General features: G+C 46.3%; 13 protein-coding genes. 6 read left to right on the top strand and 7 right to left on the bottom strand.

The features are described 5' to 3' along the window. Positions 1–231: 231 nt before the first annotated feature. The 3 genes from ACXHJ1_RS07830 to ACXHJ1_RS07820 form a co-directional block, all read right to left on the bottom strand. Positions 232–1,536 (bottom strand): ABC transporter substrate-binding protein, encoded by a 1,305-nt coding sequence (locus ACXHJ1_RS07830; protein ID WP_016822648.1) that lies wholly within the window; start codon positions 1,534–1,536, stop codon positions 232–234. 106 nt (positions 1,537–1,642) lie between these two features. After that, positions 1,643–3,289 (bottom strand): response regulator transcription factor, encoded by a 1,647-nt coding sequence (locus ACXHJ1_RS07825; RefSeq protein WP_457905890.1) that lies wholly within the window; start codon positions 3,287–3,289, stop codon positions 1,643–1,645. After that, positions 3,282–5,141: a cache domain-containing sensor histidine kinase gene (locus tag ACXHJ1_RS07820; RefSeq protein ID WP_457906172.1), complete on the bottom strand. Its 1,860-nt coding sequence runs from the start codon at positions 5,139–5,141 to the stop codon at positions 3,282–3,284. Before ACXHJ1_RS07820 ends, ACXHJ1_RS07825 begins: the two co-directional genes overlap by 8 nt. A 122-nt stretch (positions 5,142–5,263) precedes the next feature. Between ACXHJ1_RS07820 and ACXHJ1_RS07815 the strand changes: the two genes are divergently transcribed. From ACXHJ1_RS07815 to ACXHJ1_RS07805, 3 genes are all read left to right on the top strand, one after another. Next, positions 5,264–6,160, top strand: a complete 897-nt coding sequence (locus ACXHJ1_RS07815) for a carbohydrate ABC transporter permease (protein ID WP_016822645.1) — start codon at positions 5,264–5,266, stop codon at positions 6,158–6,160. Continuing rightward, positions 6,160–6,990, top strand: coding sequence for a carbohydrate ABC transporter permease (locus ACXHJ1_RS07810; protein ID WP_013373701.1), 831 nt, complete (start codon positions 6,160–6,162; stop codon positions 6,988–6,990). The genes ACXHJ1_RS07815 and ACXHJ1_RS07810 overlap by 1 nt, the downstream gene beginning before the upstream one ends. A gap of 253 nt (positions 6,991–7,243) precedes the next feature. Further along, positions 7,244–8,434, top strand: a complete 1,191-nt coding sequence (locus ACXHJ1_RS07805; protein WP_457906171.1) for a GTP-binding protein — start codon at positions 7,244–7,246, stop codon at positions 8,432–8,434. A gap of 57 nt (positions 8,435–8,491) precedes the next feature. Here ACXHJ1_RS07805 and lepB read toward each other — a convergent pair whose 3' ends face one another. Then, complete coding sequence (gene lepB / locus ACXHJ1_RS07800) at positions 8,492–9,112, bottom strand: signal peptidase I (RefSeq protein WP_025366156.1); 621 nt, start codon at positions 9,110–9,112, stop codon at positions 8,492–8,494. A 333-nt stretch (positions 9,113–9,445) separates the two neighbouring features. On the opposite strand from lepB, the gene ACXHJ1_RS07795 reads away from it, so the two are divergent. From ACXHJ1_RS07795 to ACXHJ1_RS07785, 3 genes are all read left to right on the top strand, one after another. Further along, positions 9,446–10,795 carry a right-handed parallel beta-helix repeat-containing protein gene (locus ACXHJ1_RS07795; protein ID WP_016822642.1) on the top strand — a complete coding sequence of 450 codons (1,350 nt, stop codon included), beginning with the start codon at positions 9,446–9,448 and terminating at the stop codon, positions 10,793–10,795. A gap of 111 nt (positions 10,796–10,906) precedes the next feature. Next, on the top strand, positions 10,907–12,439 hold the full coding sequence (locus tag ACXHJ1_RS07790) for an MFS transporter (RefSeq protein WP_457905889.1): 1,533 nt from the start codon (positions 10,907–10,909) through the stop codon (positions 12,437–12,439). Positions 12,440–12,486: 47 nt separating this feature from the next. Beyond that, positions 12,487–13,614: a glycoside hydrolase family 88/105 protein gene (locus tag ACXHJ1_RS07785; RefSeq protein WP_107733716.1), complete on the top strand. Its 1,128-nt coding sequence runs from the start codon at positions 12,487–12,489 to the stop codon at positions 13,612–13,614. Between the two features lie 74 nt (positions 13,615–13,688). Here the strand turns inward: ACXHJ1_RS07785 and ACXHJ1_RS07780 are convergent, their stop codons facing one another. The 3 genes from ACXHJ1_RS07780 to ACXHJ1_RS07770 all read right to left on the bottom strand — a co-directional run bounded on the left by ACXHJ1_RS07780 (position 13,689) and on the right by ACXHJ1_RS07770 (position 18,417). Continuing rightward, the gene (locus tag ACXHJ1_RS07780; protein WP_107733715.1) at positions 13,689–14,645 is read right to left on the bottom strand and encodes a polysaccharide deacetylase family protein; all 957 of its coding nucleotides are present in this window, start codon (positions 14,643–14,645) and stop codon (positions 13,689–13,691) included. A 201-nt stretch (positions 14,646–14,846) separates the two neighbouring features. Next, positions 14,847–16,793 (bottom strand): acyltransferase family protein, encoded by a 1,947-nt coding sequence (locus ACXHJ1_RS07775; RefSeq protein WP_457906170.1) that lies wholly within the window; start codon positions 16,791–16,793, stop codon positions 14,847–14,849. A gap of 274 nt (positions 16,794–17,067) precedes the next feature. Beyond that, entirely contained in the window at positions 17,068–18,417 is a 1,350-nt protein-coding gene (locus ACXHJ1_RS07770; protein WP_016822637.1) for a sodium-dependent transporter, read from the bottom strand. Positions 18,418–18,523: the final 106 nt, after the last annotated feature.

Genomic DNA, 18,523 nt, shown 5'->3' with positions numbered 1-18,523 from the left:
ACGAAATAAAGAGATTCCCCCAACCGGGGTATCCCTTCGTATTTGTACCTTGCAGTCATTATGTATATCGTAAGGTTGTAGATATATTGCACACAATCTATTATCCACAACTCAATAACTTTTTGCAAGTAAATATTTAAATATTATTAAATATTTTTTTGTCTACACTTTTCCCGGCTCTTAGCCATAACACAAAAAGACGCCCTTACGGGCGCCTCTGCGAAACCAGTTTTATTGCGCTGAGCCTAATTGGACCCATGCCTTCTCAATCTCTGCAACCGCCTGATCCTTGTTCATGTTACCACTGATATAAGCCTGCATCAGCTCACCAAATTTTTGGTGGAATGTATCCAGCGAGTAGTTGACAGACAGATCACCGGACTTGGATGTTTTCAAAATGCTATCCATTTCCTTAGGCATTTCCAGATCAGGAAGCGGTGCATCCTTAATTGGAGGAATCACCTTCGCTACCTGGGAGAACCAGTTCTTACCGTATTCCGAAGTGTACAGCCAGTTGAAGAATTCAATCGTTTCTTTGGATACTTCGGAGTCCTTGTTGATACGTAGCGCCTGATCCGCACCGGTAATGATGACCGATTGGTCCGCTTTGTCACTCACCGGATATCCCATGATGCCAATCTTGAGATCAGGGTTAATTTTCTTGATCGCTTCCTCATCCCACGCACCTTTACCCGTCATAAATGCAGCTTTTCCAGATGCAAAATCACTTACTCCCGCATTGCTGTCCCGTTCCAGCGGCTTATCTGTACCATGTTTCACCGTCAGATCAATGAAGCTAAAGAAGTTGTTGTAGAGCACTGGATAGTCCTTGATTTTTGCTTTACCTGCAATAAAATCATCAACGAGCTGCTTTGGCTCTACCCCGGCATCCTGCGCAGCAGCATCTACATAGTGTTGGAAGATATGCTTCCATACCCACCACTCTTTATATGCATTAGCAAATGGAGTAATGCCCTTCGCCTCTAGCTTGGTAACAGCATCCTGCATCTCGGCAATCGTCTTCGGCGGAGAGGTTATTCCAGCCTTGGTAAGCAAATCTTTATTGTAAATCAAAGCAAACAGGTTCCCCTTGACTGGTAATCCCAGCACTTTGCCGTCACTGGAACTCATATTGGCCCGGACGGCATCCGTCATGGCTGCTGCCAGCGGTTCATTGGTCAGATCAGCGCTATAATCAGCATAGGTGTCGATGTCGCCTCCGGCCGTGGTCTGGAACACATCCGGTGTACTGCCTGAAGCTATTTTTGACTTGAGAATGGTGTTGTAGTCTGCCTGCATGATCTCCAGATTGATCTTTACATTAGGCTTGACCTTTTTATACTCCTCGATGTACGCGTTAAAAGCATCGGTATACTCCGGTGAGGCTGTAAACATGTTTATTGTAACCGTTTTCAAATCATCTTTGCCGCCAGTGCTTTCTTTAGCCGCATCTGTGCCACCACTACTTCCACATCCGCTCAACAAACCGACCGTCAAAAGCAAACTGCCGGATAACGCCATCATCTTCTTTAACATGGATACTCCCCCATCTGTTTGTGATCAACGTTCATGCGCTCATTCTAAAAAATATAGCCTCATTTAAAAAGGCAGATTAGTGAAGCGTTAAGGGTAAAAAAGTGGTTTATTGCAGGCTCACGCGATATTCTGAAGGTGACACCTGATAATAATTGCGAAAAGCCTTGCTGAAATAGTTTTTATCCTTATAACCGAGCATATCGGAAATTTCCTGAATTTTCAGGCTGGAATCACCCAGTAGCTCCTTCGCCTTGTCCATCCTGACCTTCTGTACATATTCGTGAATACCGTAACCAAATTGCTGCTTGAACAACTTCATCAGATATTCCCGGCTCAAAAAATAGGTTTCGGCAAAAAACGAGATTTTGATATCTTCAAAATAGTATCGCTCGATGTATTTTTTGATCTCTGTAATATCAAAGGGTTGGTTACCCGCCTGTGCATGTTGGACCCCGGCAATGTAGAGCTCCAGTATCTGGTATAGTCTCTGGCTGTAGTCGGCAAAGCTCACAAAATCAGCAGATAGCTCACCTTCAATCACACGACCCAATTCCCCCAAAGTTCCCTCCTGATTAGACGCGGACATAGGCGTACCCAGCTCAATCGCTGCTTCTCTCAATAAAAAATGGAACTCCCGCAGCAATCGATCCGCATCCTGCAAACGAAAAACAGAGCTCGCTGCCAATTGTTTCAACAGATCGCCCAGCAGTACCTTTGCTCGGTTGGCCTGGCCGGTCTGAGCATCCTTTTGGATCGACAACAGCCGATCCGTCCATGGCATTTCCTCTGACGTCCCCATTTTCCGGGGTACCGTATGGAGAATAGATTCCCCTTCCAGCTTCAACACATCTGTATTGTGAATGAACCTCTTGGCATCCCTATACGCAGAAGCCAGCTCCACTACATCTGAACAGAGCTTGCCCACTCCGGCTGCTACCACCATACTGAACAGCCCATGCAGGTTCGCAACCGCCTTCTGTGCCACTTGTGCCAACTGGAGGGACATATGTTCTTCTTGTCCTGGGGCCAGGGTACAGATCGAAACGACCTCACGCTCTCTTCGCGGATGGGGGAAGCTAAAGCAATGCAACCGTTCATCTGATGTCTGCGCTAATACATTAGTTACGGCAAAGTCCATCAGATCGACATCGCCATGAAAACGAGTCCTGCGAATCTCATCCCTGTTCAGTAACCGCAGCACGATCACCCCAAAGCGGTTCTCCGCCCGATCGGCTCCAATTAGTGGGAGCAACGACGTATTGGCCTGCCTTTTAAAGCTGCCATCCAAAATGGATACATACAGCTTCTCTTTCAGCTTCGGTAGTGACATATTCAGCGTGATGCTCTGGTTGATGAATTCGTCTTGGCTTTGCTTGCGGCTTTCCAGAATGTCCACCGCCTTGCGCAGGGCCTGATTCAGATCCTGGCGGTTGATAGGCTTGAGCAGATAATCTACTACCCGTGATTGAATCGCTTGTCGCGTAAATTCAAAGTCGTTGTAGCCACTAATGACAATGGTCAGCAGATGGGGATATGCCTTTTCGATCACACGAAGAAATTCAATGCCGTTCATCTCCGGCATTTTCATATCCACCATCACCACATCGATAGGATGCTGACCGAGCAGTTCCATCCCCAACCTTCCATTCGTCGCCTCATAAATATGTTCGATGCCCAGACGATCCCAGTCTCCAACAATACGAATGGCCTCTCGTAACGGTTCTTCATCGTCAATAATCAATACGTTATACATGGTCGACTCCTCCCCGGGGAATTTGCATTCTCATTTCCGTGCCCGTTTCATCCGTAAGTATGAATAATCCTGCCTGATCTCCATACAAAAGCTTCAACCGTGTGTTCAAATTCTTCAAGCCAATATGCTCGCTCTCCCGCTCTTCCCATTTTTCGTGGAACGAATCCAACACTATTTTCAGCTTGTCCTCTGAAATTCCGGGTCCGTTGTCCCTGACTGAAATTGTAGCGTCTGTAGCACCCGATTCGGCTGAAATGACGATCAGAATGTCACTTGATACTTTTTCTAATGCATGCTTGATAGAGTTTTCTACCAACGTTTGCACGGATAATCTCGGAATTGGCAGCTCCATCAGCGTGTCCTCCCATACCACTTCGACCTGAAGTCTCGCCCCGAATCTTGCCTTTTGCAGACCTATATATCGTTCAATATGCTTGAGCTCCTCGCGGGCAGCTACGATATCCTTGCCGTTGATGGAATACCGCAAAGTTTGGGCCAATGCATCCACCATATCCGCCATATCGAACATCTTCCGCTTTAATGCCTGTGTAGATATGGCTTGTAGGGCATTGTACAGAAAATGGGGATTAATCTCAGCCTCCAGCGCCTTGAGTATGGCATTCTTTTCGACCAGCTTCATGCGATAGCGCTCATTAATAAGTTCTTCGGTTCTTTGGACCATTTCGTTAAAGTGCAGCGACAAATATGCAATCTCGTCATGCCCCTTCACAGGAGCCCTTGCCTCAAAATCTCCGGTGCTGAACCGTTTCATCTGGGTAGATAGCTTATGTAAAGGTCGGGTAATGGCGTTCGAGGTCAGGGTCACCAAAATAATAGACACACCTAAAAATAAAGCCCCGATGACATAACTCCAATTCCGTGTGGTCGTAGCTGCCTCATAAATTTGGCGATATGGAATCGGCTTGATGAGCTGCCACCCATCCTTTTCACCTGCATCATACACGACCAAATACTCCTGGTTGCTGTTGCTGTCTGACCACGTTACTCGCCCGCTTCCTCCCTCTCCGATCTGGGCCAATACGCCAGAATCACGCATTCGTTCATACAGCGGAAGGCTGTTCACATAAAAGGGAACCCGCTTGGGGCTAATTAGCATCAGTTGATCCCCTTTACCCAGTGGAATATTTCGCATGATTTCATCTACGGCACTCGTGTTGTAATAAAAGGACAACACTGCCTGCGGGTGACGGGATGCAATCGATCTCAGCACTCGATGGTAAGCCATAAAGCTGGCTTGTGGCGCCACATAGCCCATATCAGAGCGGGACTCCACAAAGGATTGAAAAGATTCGTTAGCGGTACTGTCCATCGCCTCTTTATACCAGGGAAGCTTGGGAATATCCGTGTTTATTCCTTTGCGTACTGTAATATTGTACGTTTCCCTAGTCACCACGTAGTATTGATGCCGGTCCGCCACATACAGATAAATCGCTTCCAGATCATTGCGGGAATAGAACATGTTGCGCAAGTAATTTTCAATGACCATTCGTGCAGCGTAGTCCCGGTTCTCATTGGCAATCGCGTTCATGATATCGTTATAGCGAAGCTGCGGAAGGGCCAACTGCTGCATTCCCTCCAAGTAATCCTCCAAATTCTGATTGACCAGCAGCAGATTATTCGTCGTGCTGGCGATGCTATGATTGACCGACTCCTTTTCAATCATCTGATAGGAAATAATCGTGAGTGAGCCCACCACCAGAATAATCACCGAGGTAAAAAGCAGAATGAGCTTGTTCACTAATTTTTGCGTAATCCGCCTCCACATGGATCGAAGGATTGTTCCTACATGCCCTGACATCATGATAACCGCCCCTTTTGAAAGCGTACACATTTTTACCCTCAACTGTTTTCTTAAATCCATTGGTCCGGCCCTAGGGGCTATCCTATACTTTCATTATATCTTAAACAGCTTGGAGCGAAAGACCGGAAAATGCTGAGAAAAAGAGGTGCGTTATGCTGAAAAAAAGGGGAACATGGGGCGACAAGGGCAGTAAGCTGGAATTTGGTTTATTCACACTGCCCGTAATTTTGTGCATTACAATTGCATTTTATATTCCGTTTTTGATGACGATACGCTATTCCCTGACCAAGTGGAACGGCATATCCAAACATCCGAAATTCGTAGGTCTAGATAACTTCAAGCAAATCCTGCTCGGAGACGCTAACTTTGCACATGCAGCCTGGTTTACGATCAAATATGCCATTCTGTACATTGTATTGGTAAACGTGCTGGCCATTTTGCTGGCGCTCGTCCTCGACATGAAGCTCAAAAGCTCAGCCTGGCTGCGCGCGGCTTTCTTTATTCCTTATATCCTCAGCCTCGTCATTGTCGGCTTTATATGGAAATTCATCTTTATGCAAGGCTTTGAGTCACTGGGACACAGTACAGGCTGGGGCATCTTCCAGCTCAGTTGGCTAGGCGAGGAAGGGCTCGCGTTTATTTCCATTCTGGCAGTATCCATCTGGCAATCCATTGGCTTTTACATGGTCATTTATATCGCAGGCCTGCAATCTGTACCTGAAGATCTAAAAGAGGCTGCCATCGTGGATGGGGCAGGACCGATTCGGAGATTTTTCAGTATTATTTTACCGATGCTTGCGCCCTCGATTACGATCTCGGTCTTCATGGCACTGACCAACTCGATCAAGGTGTTTGACGTCATTTTATCTCTGACTGGCGGTGGGCCAGGAGGTACGACATACAGCATTGCGTATGATATTTACCGAGACACGTTCCAGAACAATCTGTATGGCTACGGAACAGCCAAAGCCTTGATTTTATTCGTTGCAGTGCTGGTCATTACGATTATTCAATTGTCTATTTTCAAACGCAGGGAGGTTGAAGCCTGATGCAACGCAGCCGTACGGGACGTATTTTGCTGGAAGCGGGCATGATTGTATTGTCGCTGTTATTTTTGTACCCGCTGTTTCTCGCCATTAACAATTCGTTCAAAAGCTTCGCTGAGGTCATGACCGACGTCATTGCGCTGCCTAAGCAGCTTTCGCTGGATAACTACGTATATGTATGGAAGTTCATTGACTATCCACGCTTATTTCTGAATAACACGATTATTACTGTGCTCGGGCTGGCAGGCATTGTGCTAATATCCTCCATCGCTGCCTATAAGCTGGCACGGACGAAAAGCAAGTGGAGCTCCGCCATTTACATGCTGTGCATTATGCCGATGCTGATCCCATTTCAGTCTATTATGCTGACCGTCTTGCGCCTGGCGAAAGACTTGAATTTGGCAGACAGCACTTGGGGGCTTGGCCTGCTGTACTGGGGTTTTGGAGCCCCACTGGCAGTGTTTATCTATCACGGCTTTGTGAAAGGCATTCCGGTCGAGATTGACGAAAGCGCCAAGATCGACGGAGCCTCAGGCTTTCGGCTTTTCTTTTCCGTCATCTTTCCCTTGCTGAAATCGGTCACCGCTACTATTGTTATTATCGACGTGATGTGGATATGGAACGATTTTCTGCTTCCGCTGCTCATGGTTAACGGCTCACCCAGCACCAAAACGCTTACGCTGGCTGCCTATACCTTCGTTGGGCAATATACATCAGACTGGCAATATGCTATGACCGCAATGGTAATGGCTGTACTGCCCTCCATTATCGTATTTATCTTTCTGCAAAAATACATTGTTAAAGGTGTAGTGGCCGGGGCCGTCAAAGGCTGAGGCAATTACATCATGACAGATGACCCCCAGAGGACTTGCGTAAAGTTTACGCAAGTCCTTTTGACTGATTGGCTCCACCTTCCTTGACATTTTTCCACATAAATGATTTACTAATTTCATTATTCGTAATTATTACTATTAATTTATCAAACAGAAAGTGCTGCTGCTTTCCTATCTCGCATTACAGTTACTACTGCACAGTCAACATTTTATGAAACTTTCGAAGGGATGAGTGATTACGTTGGCAAACGCTATGGAAAGAGATGAGAAAATACCGGTCACGGTTCTAAGTGGGTACCTCGGTTCCGGCAAAACCACACTGCTGAACCATGTACTGAACAACCGGGAAGGCTTACGGGTAGCTGTCATCGTCAATGATATGAGTGAGGTTAATGTGGATGCTGATCTCGTTCGCGACGGTGGAGGATTATCCCGTGTGGATGAGAAGCTGGTGGAAATGTCCAACGGTTGCATCTGTTGTACCTTGCGTGAAGACTTATTAAAAGAGGTAGAGCGACTGGCGCTCGAAAAAAAGTTTGACTATATTCTTATTGAATCCACAGGTATAGGTGAGCCCATTCCAGTGGCCCAAACCTTTAGTTATGTAGATGAGCAAAATGGAATTGATTTGACCAAGCTGACCCGATTGGACACAATGGTCACTGTCGTGAACGCGCCAGAATTTTGGAAAGACTTCTACTCTAGAGACTCCCTTAAGGATCGTGGGCAGGAAGTGGCGGCAGAGGATGTACGCGGCATCGTTGATCTGCTCATAGAGCAGGTGGAATTTTGTGACGTGCTAATCATTAATAAATGCGATCTGGTATCGCAAGAGGAACTCGAACGACTGGAAAAGGCACTACGCGGCATTCAACCGAACGCCAAAATCATCCGTTCCGAATACGGTAGAGTGGACCCAAAGGAGATTTTAAACACGCATCGCTTTGATTTTGAAACAGCTAGTCAGGCTGCGGGCTGGATACAGGAAATGAACAAGGATGAGCATGTACCGGAGACAGAGGAATATGGCATTGCTTCGTTTGTGTACAAGCGCAAAATCCCATTTCATCCCGAACGTTTATTGAAATGGCTGGCTCAATGGCCTACTGAGGTTGTACGTTCCAAGGGATTAGTGTGGCTCGCCACGCAAAACCGTACTGCCTTTACATTCAGTCAGGCGGGTAGCTCCAAACAATTCGCACGCGCAGGACTATGGGTGTCTGCTTTGACTGAAGAAGAACGACAATACTATCTCGGTGAAAACTTTGAAAAAACACCCGATTGGGATGAGAAATATGGCGACCGGGTTACCAAACTCGTATTTATTGGTATCGATATGAACCGGGAAGAAATCGAGCGTAGCTTAGATGAGACACTGCTAACCCCTGAAGAAATGGAACAGGACTGGCGCAAGTTACCTGACCCGTTTACGAAAAACATATAATGAGTTTGAAAAAGCGCCTAAAGTGAGCAACTACCTCCCATCTTAGGCGCTCTGGCCTTATTTATGCTTAACCCATTGCGCGTTATCGATCGGCCAAAAGATCACATCCGCACGTCCGACAATATCCTTGATGGAAACAAAACCAATTGCACGACTATCCCTACTATTATTGCGGTGGTCACCCATTACAAAAATATACCCATCAGGAACCTTGGAATCGGTTATGGTTCCGTTTGGAAAGTCCACATTGTTATATAATTCTCCCTTGGCGTGAGCATCTTGGATAGCCTCTTGAATGTACGGCTCCTCTACTTTCTTACCGTTCACATAAAGATGATCACCTTGATACTGAATCGTATCTCCAGCCACTCCAATCACACGCTTAATAAAGTCCTTTTGTTCCTTTTTTACATGAAATACAACCACCTCACTTGCCTTGGGGTCACGAAAATCGTAAATCACCTTATTCACGACCACTCGTTCATCTGTTTTGAAATTCGGTTCCATGGATGCTCCCTCAACAATAAATGGCGCAAATAACAGCCAACGTATAATGAACACGAGCACAATGGCAACAATAATTGCCTTAAGCCAATCGATCATCTCCTTGTTCATTCGCGGTCGCTTTTCCTGCAATGGTTCGGAAGTTGAACTTGTCAAATGCTTCCCGCTCTCCATGCGCTAAACCCACCTTTTCTCACAGTTTTCATTTCTATTATATGTATAATGTTTAAGTATAATCAAATTTTCCCAGTCTAGCAAAACTGTATTTTTAGTTGAAACAAAAGTGTGAACTTTTTTTCACAATATTAAAAAAACAATAAAAAACTGTTGATGCAAACGTTAACATATATTACACTGTGCATATACTTCTTAGAGCGTTTTGGACTTATGATAGATCAATCTGTCCCCCCAGGAGGTGTCCTGTTTTTTTAATGGAAAGACAGCATGAGCGACTTTTATATGTGCTATCTTCTTTTAAAATATGAGCTCAGATAAGGAGGAATTTACATGTTTAAACGGAATGATCGTTCAAAAAACGGCTTTAACGCTCTAAGACTCGGTGTTTCTTTTGTTTTTGCTTCTTCTTGTCTTATTGGAACCGCTTACGCGGATATTCCATCCAACAACCTCCCCTCTACCACACTCACAGAGGAGGCAGTTAGTGCAACCGATTCAACAACTGTTTCCACCACGTTAGCGGCAGGCGATTTGTATGTGGCTCCAAATGGTAACGTGTCCAATCCGGGTACCATATCTAGTCCTACCACCCTCGAAGCAGCACTGACACAAATTGCTCCTGGCAAAACCATCTACCTGCGCGGTGGTAAATACGCCTACTCCTCAACGATTACAATTCAGCGTGGAAATAACGGCAATAACGGCTCACTCAAAGGATTAGTCGCTTACGGTAGTGAAAAACCTGTACTTGATTTCTCTGCTCAGGCCTTTGGTTCAGCTAATCGGGGACTTCAGCTTAACGGGGACTTCTGGCTGGTGAAAGGTCTTGAAGTCAAAGGTGCCGGAGATAACGGTATCTATATTGGCGGCAGCAATAACCGAATTGAAAACGTCGAGACCCACCACAATCGGGATACCGGGCTCCAACTCGGACGCTACTCCCCTAACGCTTCCACCAGTGAGTGGCCTGCGAACAATTTGATTTTGAATTCCTACTCTCACGATAACGCCGATCCCGATAATGGCGAGGATGCCGATGGCTTCGCGGCTAAACTGACTGTAGGATCAGGCAATGTGTTCGATAACTGCTTGGCAGCGTACAACGTAGACGATGGCTGGGATCTGTACAGTAAAACGGAAACAGGCCCTATCGGTGCCGTAACCATTTTGAACAGTGTGGCCCATCACAACGGGCAAACCTCTGATGGAACGTCTACTGCGAACAGTGACGGCAACGGCTTTAAGCTGGGTGGAGACAAAATCAAGGTCAACCATATTGTAAAAAACAGTATCGCTTTCCAAAACAAAAAACACGGTTTCACCTACAATAGCAACCCTGGCACCATTACTTTGACCAACAATACTTCATGGGACAATGGACAAAGCAATTTCGCCTTTGATAAGGGTGAACACGTGTTCATTAACAATCTTTCTTTCGAGGGAACAGCAAGTGATAAAACAAGTGGTACGGATCAAGATAACTCTAACGTCTGGTGGAAAAACAAAAAAACGACGAATGCCAAAGGTCTCACAGCCAGTGCAGACGACTTTGTTAGTCTCGTGCCTTCCATCACTCGAAGTACAGACGGTTCCATCCAGCTGGGTGATTTCCTTAAGCTGGCCAAAGGAAGCGATCTGATTGGCTCGGGTACTCCGAGCGGAAATATAGGGGCACGGTAAAAGCCCCACCTAATCAGGACGCCTGGCCCATCTACCAACCTAGACCATTCTGCATAATATAGCGACCGGTGATTGTCCTCATAACCAGACAAAATATGAGGTGAACAGATCATGGAACGAAAAATCACACTGAAACATACACTTGCCTATGGAAGCGGTAACATGCTGGGAAGTGGTGCACTTGCTATTAGCGGTGCATGGTTAATGTACTTTTATACAACCTTTTGCGGACTGTCTCCTGTTCAGGCCGCAGCCATTTTCTCTGTTGCCAGCATCATAGATGCGGTCAGCAATCCGATCATGGGCTTTATCAGCGACAACTTTCACCGAACCCGCTTAGGTCGTAAATTCGGCAGACGCCGTTTTTTCATCATGATGGGTATTCCGCTGATGCTCGTGTATCCGATGCTTTGGATAGATGGGTTGGGCTTCTGGTATTACCTGAGTACGTACGTGCTGTTTGAACTGGTGTACACCTCTGTCATGGTGCCATATGAAGCACTAGCATCCGAGATGACCCGGGATTTCGGTGCACGCTCCAGACTGACCGGATGGAAGGCCATGTTTGGTAAAATTGCGAATTTCGCCGCCGCTTTTATCCCTGGTCGCTTTATTGCTGCGTACGGCAAAGACTCTCCGCTGCCTTTCTTGTATACCGGTCTCGTTTTTGCAGCAATTCTGCTGATTGCCATGGCATTCTTGTACAAAAACTCCTGGGAGCGTCCAAGTGAGGAACTACAAAAGGAACTGGAAGGTGAAGCTCCGCTTTCCTTTATAGATTCCATGAAAAAGTTGTTTATCGATATTTCCTCTACTTTTCGGGTCAAGACGTTCCGTCATCATCTCGGGATGTACCTGGGCGGCTTTTCCGCTGAGTGGCTGTTTACTTCAGCTTTTACGTACTTTATTGTTTTCTCCTTGTTCCAAAGCTCTGAAATGGTATCCAATCTGAACAGCTTTAACTCTGTCATTCAATTGATTTCTACCTATTTCTTCATCCAATTCTGTGTGCGTAAAGGGTTTCGTATGCCTTTCATCGCCGCACTCGTCGTCGTTTGCTTTAGCGTAGCAGGTTATGGCTTGCTCTATATGACGGGAGCCTCTAATACGATGATGTGGCTATATGTCATCACACTGTTCATGGGACTTGGTACGGGTGGAGTCTACTACATCCCTTGGAATCAATACACGTTCCTTGCCGATGTGGATGAAGCGTTAACTGGTCGTCGCCGGGAAGGTATTTATGCGGGTATGATGACTTTTGCCGGAAAAATGGTGCGGGCCGTTGTCGTTTTCATTCTCGGCTGGGTGTTACAGCACTTTGGCTTTGTATCCGGAGCTGAAAGTCAGCCAGTCTCTGCTCAGCACGCTATCTTTTATGTACTCGTGGTGGGTACGATCGTTCTCGCGATCATCGGGATGATTGCTTCTGTCGTAATGAAGCTGGATATTGACAGCCACAAGAAGCTAATCGCCGAGATTGACCGCCTCAAAAACGGCGGCTCGATGAAATCAGCCAAGCCAGAGGCTCGCAAAGTGTTCGAACAGCTGACAGGCTTCAGCTACGAGCGGTGCTGGGGCAACAATAATGTGGGCTTTAAGAACAAACCCGTTGATCCTAAGACACACACTCCGTCTATGTAACAACAATAACATTACAGATTAAACTTTACTGAAGAGGTGACTGTATCATGGCAAATTCAACATCGCAACCAACAACAAATCCTACAAAAACAGATTCCTGGGCTGTACGTATGAGCGATTCCGTGATTAAACGGAGTCCGGAATTTTATGAAAAATGGGAATATGACCATGGCGTGATTTACAGAGGTTTGGAATGGGTTGGCGAACTGACAGGCGATCCCAAGTATATGGAATATATAAAAAAACATATGGATCACTTTGTTGATGAAAATGGTGTGATTCAGCGCTATAAAGTAGATGAGTATAATATTGACCATGTGAATAACGGCAAGCTGCTCTTCACTCTGTATCGTGCCACAGGCGATGAACGCTATAAAAAGGCAGCCTTTCAATTACGCAGTCAGCTGGAAAAACATCCACGCACAAGCGAGGGCGCATTCTGGCATAAGCAAATTTATCCGTATCAAATTTGGCTTGACGGCTTGTACATGGGTGCCCCATTCTATGCTGAGTTTATTCGCGAATTCGGAGATCCGTCAGAGTTTGACGATGTGACCCTGCAATTCAAGCTATGCTACAAGCATACGCGTGATCCTGAAACAGGTCTGCTCTATCACGCTTGGGATGAGAAGCGGGAACAGCATTGGTGCAACCCGGAAACCGGCTGTTCCAAAAATTTCTGGGGCCGCTCAATGGGCTGGTTTGTCATGGCACTCGTCGACGTGCTGGACTACATTCCAGAAGATCATGCAGATCGTCCCGTCTTGATTGATATGTTGAGAGAAACACTGGAAGCCTTGCTGAAAGTGCGTGATAAAGAAAGCGGCGTCTTTTATCAGGTGCTCAACCTGGGCCATGTGAAAGGCAACTATCTGGAAGCATCTGCCTCCTGCATGATTCTATACGCTATGGCCAAAGGTGTTCGCAAAGGTTATCTGCCAGAGCATTATCGCCAAGAAGCAGAAATCACCCGTAAAGGTATTATTGATGAATTTATTACGATTACTGAAGAAGGACTTGTGAATCTGAACAAAACAGTACAAGTAAGCGGTCTAGGTGGTAAAGATCGCCGGGATGGTACCTTCGCTTACTATATCAGCGAGCCGATTATAACTAACGATCCCAAAGGTATTGGAGCTTTCATTCAGGCGATGGGTGAAGCAGAGCGCATCTAAATGATGCGGACTATGTACTTTTAAATAGCACAAAGGACGGTGGCGATGAGCCCCGTCCTTTTCTCATATATATCTTACTTCATAACTTTAAATTCATATCCCTGTTTCTTCAGATATTCTATAATTTGCGGCAATGCTTTGGCTGTTTCTTCTTTACCATAAGTGTCATGCATGAGTATGATCGCTTTTTCTCGGCCTTTAACTGACCTCATAAACTGATTAATTAGTGCGGGTGCTTTCTTGGATCTTCCCTCTGCATCCTTCGTTAATACATTCCAGTCCACCTGATGGTAATCCTTTTGAAGTAAAACCTTATCCAGAGCAGCCATTCCTTGTGGATCTCTTCTGTTCCATGTCATGTGCCCCCCGGGGAATCGGATCATTCTGGTGGAGAATTCTGGTCCCAGAATGCTTTTTAGAACCTGATTGTTCTTCTCGATCTCCTGCATAACATGATCCGTATTTACTCGTCTGTTCGGATATAAATACTTATAGTTATGTGAGTACGTATGGTTTCCTATCGCGTGACCCTCTTTGACAATTCTTTTGATAAGGTTCCGGGTATGCTCATTCTCATTGGCTTCTTTTCCTACAATAAAAAAGGTTGCCTTGACCTTTTGCTTTTTCAGAATGTCTAATATTTGGGGTGTGACCGTCACAGATGGACCGTCATCAAAGGATAAGTAGGCCACCTTTTTACCATCGGCTCCATCAGGCATCTTTCCTAACATTTGCTGATTTAAATATTTTTCAACAAAGGCACCGTCTTCTACACCGGGATCATTTTTTGGAGAGGCTGCTTTATCGTTTACCCCTGCGCTGGCTTTAACTTTGGATGAGTCCTTGGATACAGAATCTGTTTTTTTAGCAAGCTCCTGAGTCGGCGCATGTGGTTTGCTATCTGAGACCTTTATTGCAATAAAAGTAATGCAGCCTGCCACAAATAATACAATAGCAATCAGCATCAGCCTTCTTTTGTTCCTCTTCAAGCGGTGCTCTCTTGTTCTACTATGTGAATAACCCTTTTCCATTAGATTATGTACCTCCACCCTAAAATAAGAAAAACCACCGGAGCAGGGTGAAAGCGCACCTTACAACGAACATTGGAAAACCGGGAGGTTTGACCGATGAAAGTTTAAGGTTGCACTTCAACCAGGGGACGGACAACCTACTCCCGGTGGTTTCTTATCTTGCATTTGCATAATTTATGAATATCATTGCGGTTCTGTTCATTAAGATTGCTTCGTTAGGGCCTGAGCCAGTAAAGACGCATAGGCTTTAGCGCCTTTAGGTTTTAAATGTACTCCATCATGCTCAAAATATGAGTTTTTACCGGAGCTTGCTGCATACCAGTCAATCATTGTAATTCGTGGGTCTTGGGATGCAGCTTCAGCAAGATGCTTGTTCACAATGCTCTCCCAAGGCCGAGGTACACGGGTATTCACAAGTATAATATGCTTTGTATCCTTCAGACTGGCGAGCAGATTGGATAGCTGGTCCTTGGTGAAAGCGCCGTTCGTACCCAGCTCAATAATAACCGTCTTGCCCAGCTGTCCGTTCTGTCTCAGTTGCTCCAGTATAGCAGGCGCTTCCGCCATTTGGCGGCCGATCCGTCCATCCACAACAGCCCCTGGGAAGGATTCCTGAATGTACGACTGTACATCGAGCATGACAGAGTCTCCAATGGCAGTCACACTAGAGCCATCGCCTGTCATAGGCTTAGCTTGTTGGGATGTGGTCGAAGGTTCCGTCTGCGTCGTAACGCCATCCGTAGTACCAGCCTTGACTGCCGTATTTTTAGGCGCCTGGGTTTGGGACGAAGCCTTGCTGTCCTTGACTCCTGGCGGCTTGGTGGCTGTAGGCTCCTTGGAAGCTACGGACACCGTTCCATGAAGCGGCGGCATCGCCTTTGCCTTGGCAATTGGCTGCTCATCACTAGATGCTGCCTGCAACGTTGCGTCAGGAGATACCACGTACAGGTGAACGGTACCCACACCAATACCTATACAAAGCATTGCTGTTGCGGTTGTGGAGATCCATCTCCACCGCATCTGCCGACGAACCGCTGAACGAATTCCTGCAATCCAGTGCCGGAATCCATCATGCCGAATCGGTTCCTCGATATATTTATACGAGAGAGACGCCAGCAGTATGGTAGCCAGCAATTGTATAACGATACGCATCACATGCACACCATCGGTATCCACCTGAGGTGTCGTTAGCGTGATAACTGGAAAATGCCATAGATACAGTCCGTAGGAACGGGCGCCGATCCAGCGCAGCGGCTTGCGTCCAAGCAGGCGACCGAGATGGCTCACCGGGTGTGCCAATGCTGCAACCACAATAGCAGTGACCACCGCAATCCCCAGCAAGCCGCCGCGGTACAGAGCTGGGTCATATTCATTCGAGGCCCACGCCCAGTGGCATAGCAGCAGCAAGCTGATTGCACCGACGCCATCGAGAAGCAAGCGCGCCTTCGCAGAAGCATGCTCTTTCAGCTTGCCGCTTGGCCATACCAAGGCCAGCGCCGCACCAATCAGTAGAGCGAAGCCGCGTGTGTCCGTGCCATAATATACCCGGCTCGGATCGCTTCCCGGTACGTAAATCACGGCCATCAGGAGCGCGGATATTAACGCCAGACAAATCACCCATCCGGCCAGTACAATACGCTTGGGCATGTACTTCAGCCCAAGCGCCAGTAGTAAAGGCCACAGGATATAAAACTGTTCCTCCACCGCCAGCGACCACAGATGCCCAAGCGGAGAAGGAGGACCGAAACTTTCAAAATACGAAACCTGATGGAAAATAAACCACCAATTGCTCATATACACCAATGCGGCAGGTACATCTCCGCGCAAGGCCGTAAGTCGTGACGGATCGAAGAGCAACGAGCACAGGACAATGACAGCCACCACCGTCAGCATGGCAGGCAGCAATCTTCTGGCACGACGCACCCAGAAATCTTTCATTTTAAAACTATGATATGTATCCCACTGACTGACTAGAATATCTGTAATCAAATACCCCGACAAAGTAAAAAAAACGCCTACACCCAACAAACCACCCGGTAACCAATCCGGATTCAAATGATACACAATGACTGCGATGACCGCCAGTGCTCTTAATCCATCCAAACCTGGCATATAACGACGTTGTGGCGACAACCGATTAGACTTCATTTCAGCCGCCGTCCTTCTTGCAAATTCGAACTCTCTGTCTGTTTCAATGCTCTTCTGCCCTTTCCCTCTCCTGCACATCGTCTGTGCGATGCCCTGTAGCCTTTTCATTCATTATATAAAACTTCATAATCGTAATGATTTCATTGAAGTTAAAATTAATGACAATGTTTTTATTATATCATTCCTTTCCACAGTTAGGTAACCACTGATAGATATACAAAAAAAGGTATCTCTTCCCTTAGGAAGAAAATACCTTTTTTTTAATTCGTGTCTATTAAAATTTGATGATCCCTGAAGTATGAAGGAAGACCAACAACATCAGGATCGGTGCAACATACCGAAGGCCGAACAACCATACACGGAACCAGAAAGGCTTGAGATTGGCATGCTCGCCAGCAGTTTTCCAGTAGTACCCTGTGAATATAACTATCAGTAAGCCGCCCAATGGCAAGAAGATGTTGGACGCTGTGAAGTCAACAAAGTCAAAGAAAGATTTGTCGCCCACCTTTAACTCTGGAACCAACCCCATCGACAATGCAGAAGGGACACCCAGCAACAGACACAGGATCGATACGATGACAACCGAGCGTACCCGGCCCCAACGGAACCGCTCCATAACATAAGCTACGGGTACCTCCAGCAGGGATACCATAGAGCCTAATGCTGCAACCGCCAGCAATACGAAGAACAAACCGCCGAAGAAAGCTCCGAAAGGCATGGCAGAGAATGCAGCCGGTAAAGCAATAAAAACCAAAGACGGTCCTTGGGCAGGGTTAATACCAAAGGAGAAGGTTGTAGGGAAAATGATCATACCTGCGATAAATGCATAGATTAAATCCCCGCCACCCACTGCCAGCATAGCTCCACCCAGCGATTGTCGACGATCTACATAAGCACCATATGTGACCATGATCCCCATCCCCAGTGAGAGGGAGAAGAAGGCATGTCCCAAAGCAACCAATGCAGATTCTATACTTAACTTAGAAAAGTCAGGATTCAAAAAGAAGGATACACCCGCACCAGAACCTGGCAGCATGAGAGCGTTAATCATCAGCACGAGCAACAGGATGACCTTAGCAGGAATCAAAATTTTATTGAACTTTTCAATTCCGTTCGATACCCCAAGGGTAACCACGACTGCTGTAAATGCAAAAACAATTAACAACCACACCAACGGTGCATAGCCGGAGGAAAATGAAGCAAACTGACCAGCAAAATCATTATTCGAAAACAGACTTCCGCTAAATGCCTCTACGGCATAATGCAGTGTCCATCCTCCTACAATGGCATAGAACGACAAAATAACAAACGGCACGATAACAAACATAATGCTCATCTTGCCCCAAATTGGATGTCCGCCTACTTTCACCATTGCAGAGGCAGCACTTCCTCGACCTGCACGACCAAGCGCAAGCTCTGCTAAAAGTACAGGCAAACCAACAAGCAACAAGCAGACAATAAACAACAAGAAAAATGCAGCTCCGCCATATTGTCCGGTAATATACGGAAATTTCCAGATGTTACCTAGTCCTGCCGCACTCCCGATCGCTGCCAAAATGAATCCAGCCGACGAGAAGCGTTCATTCTTATCAGACAGGTTATTCTGCCCCTTGCCCAAATTCATGGTATCCCCCTCATTCTCTCTACTTACGCATAAACTTGAGCATGCGTACATAAATAATTTTTTCTCATTATAGCGTAAGTAGGATGTAAGGTCATGCATAATTTTT

It is taken from the genome of Paenibacillus sp. ALE2, from assembly GCF_054113385.1.
This window is presented reverse-complemented; position numbering and strand designations above follow the sequence as displayed.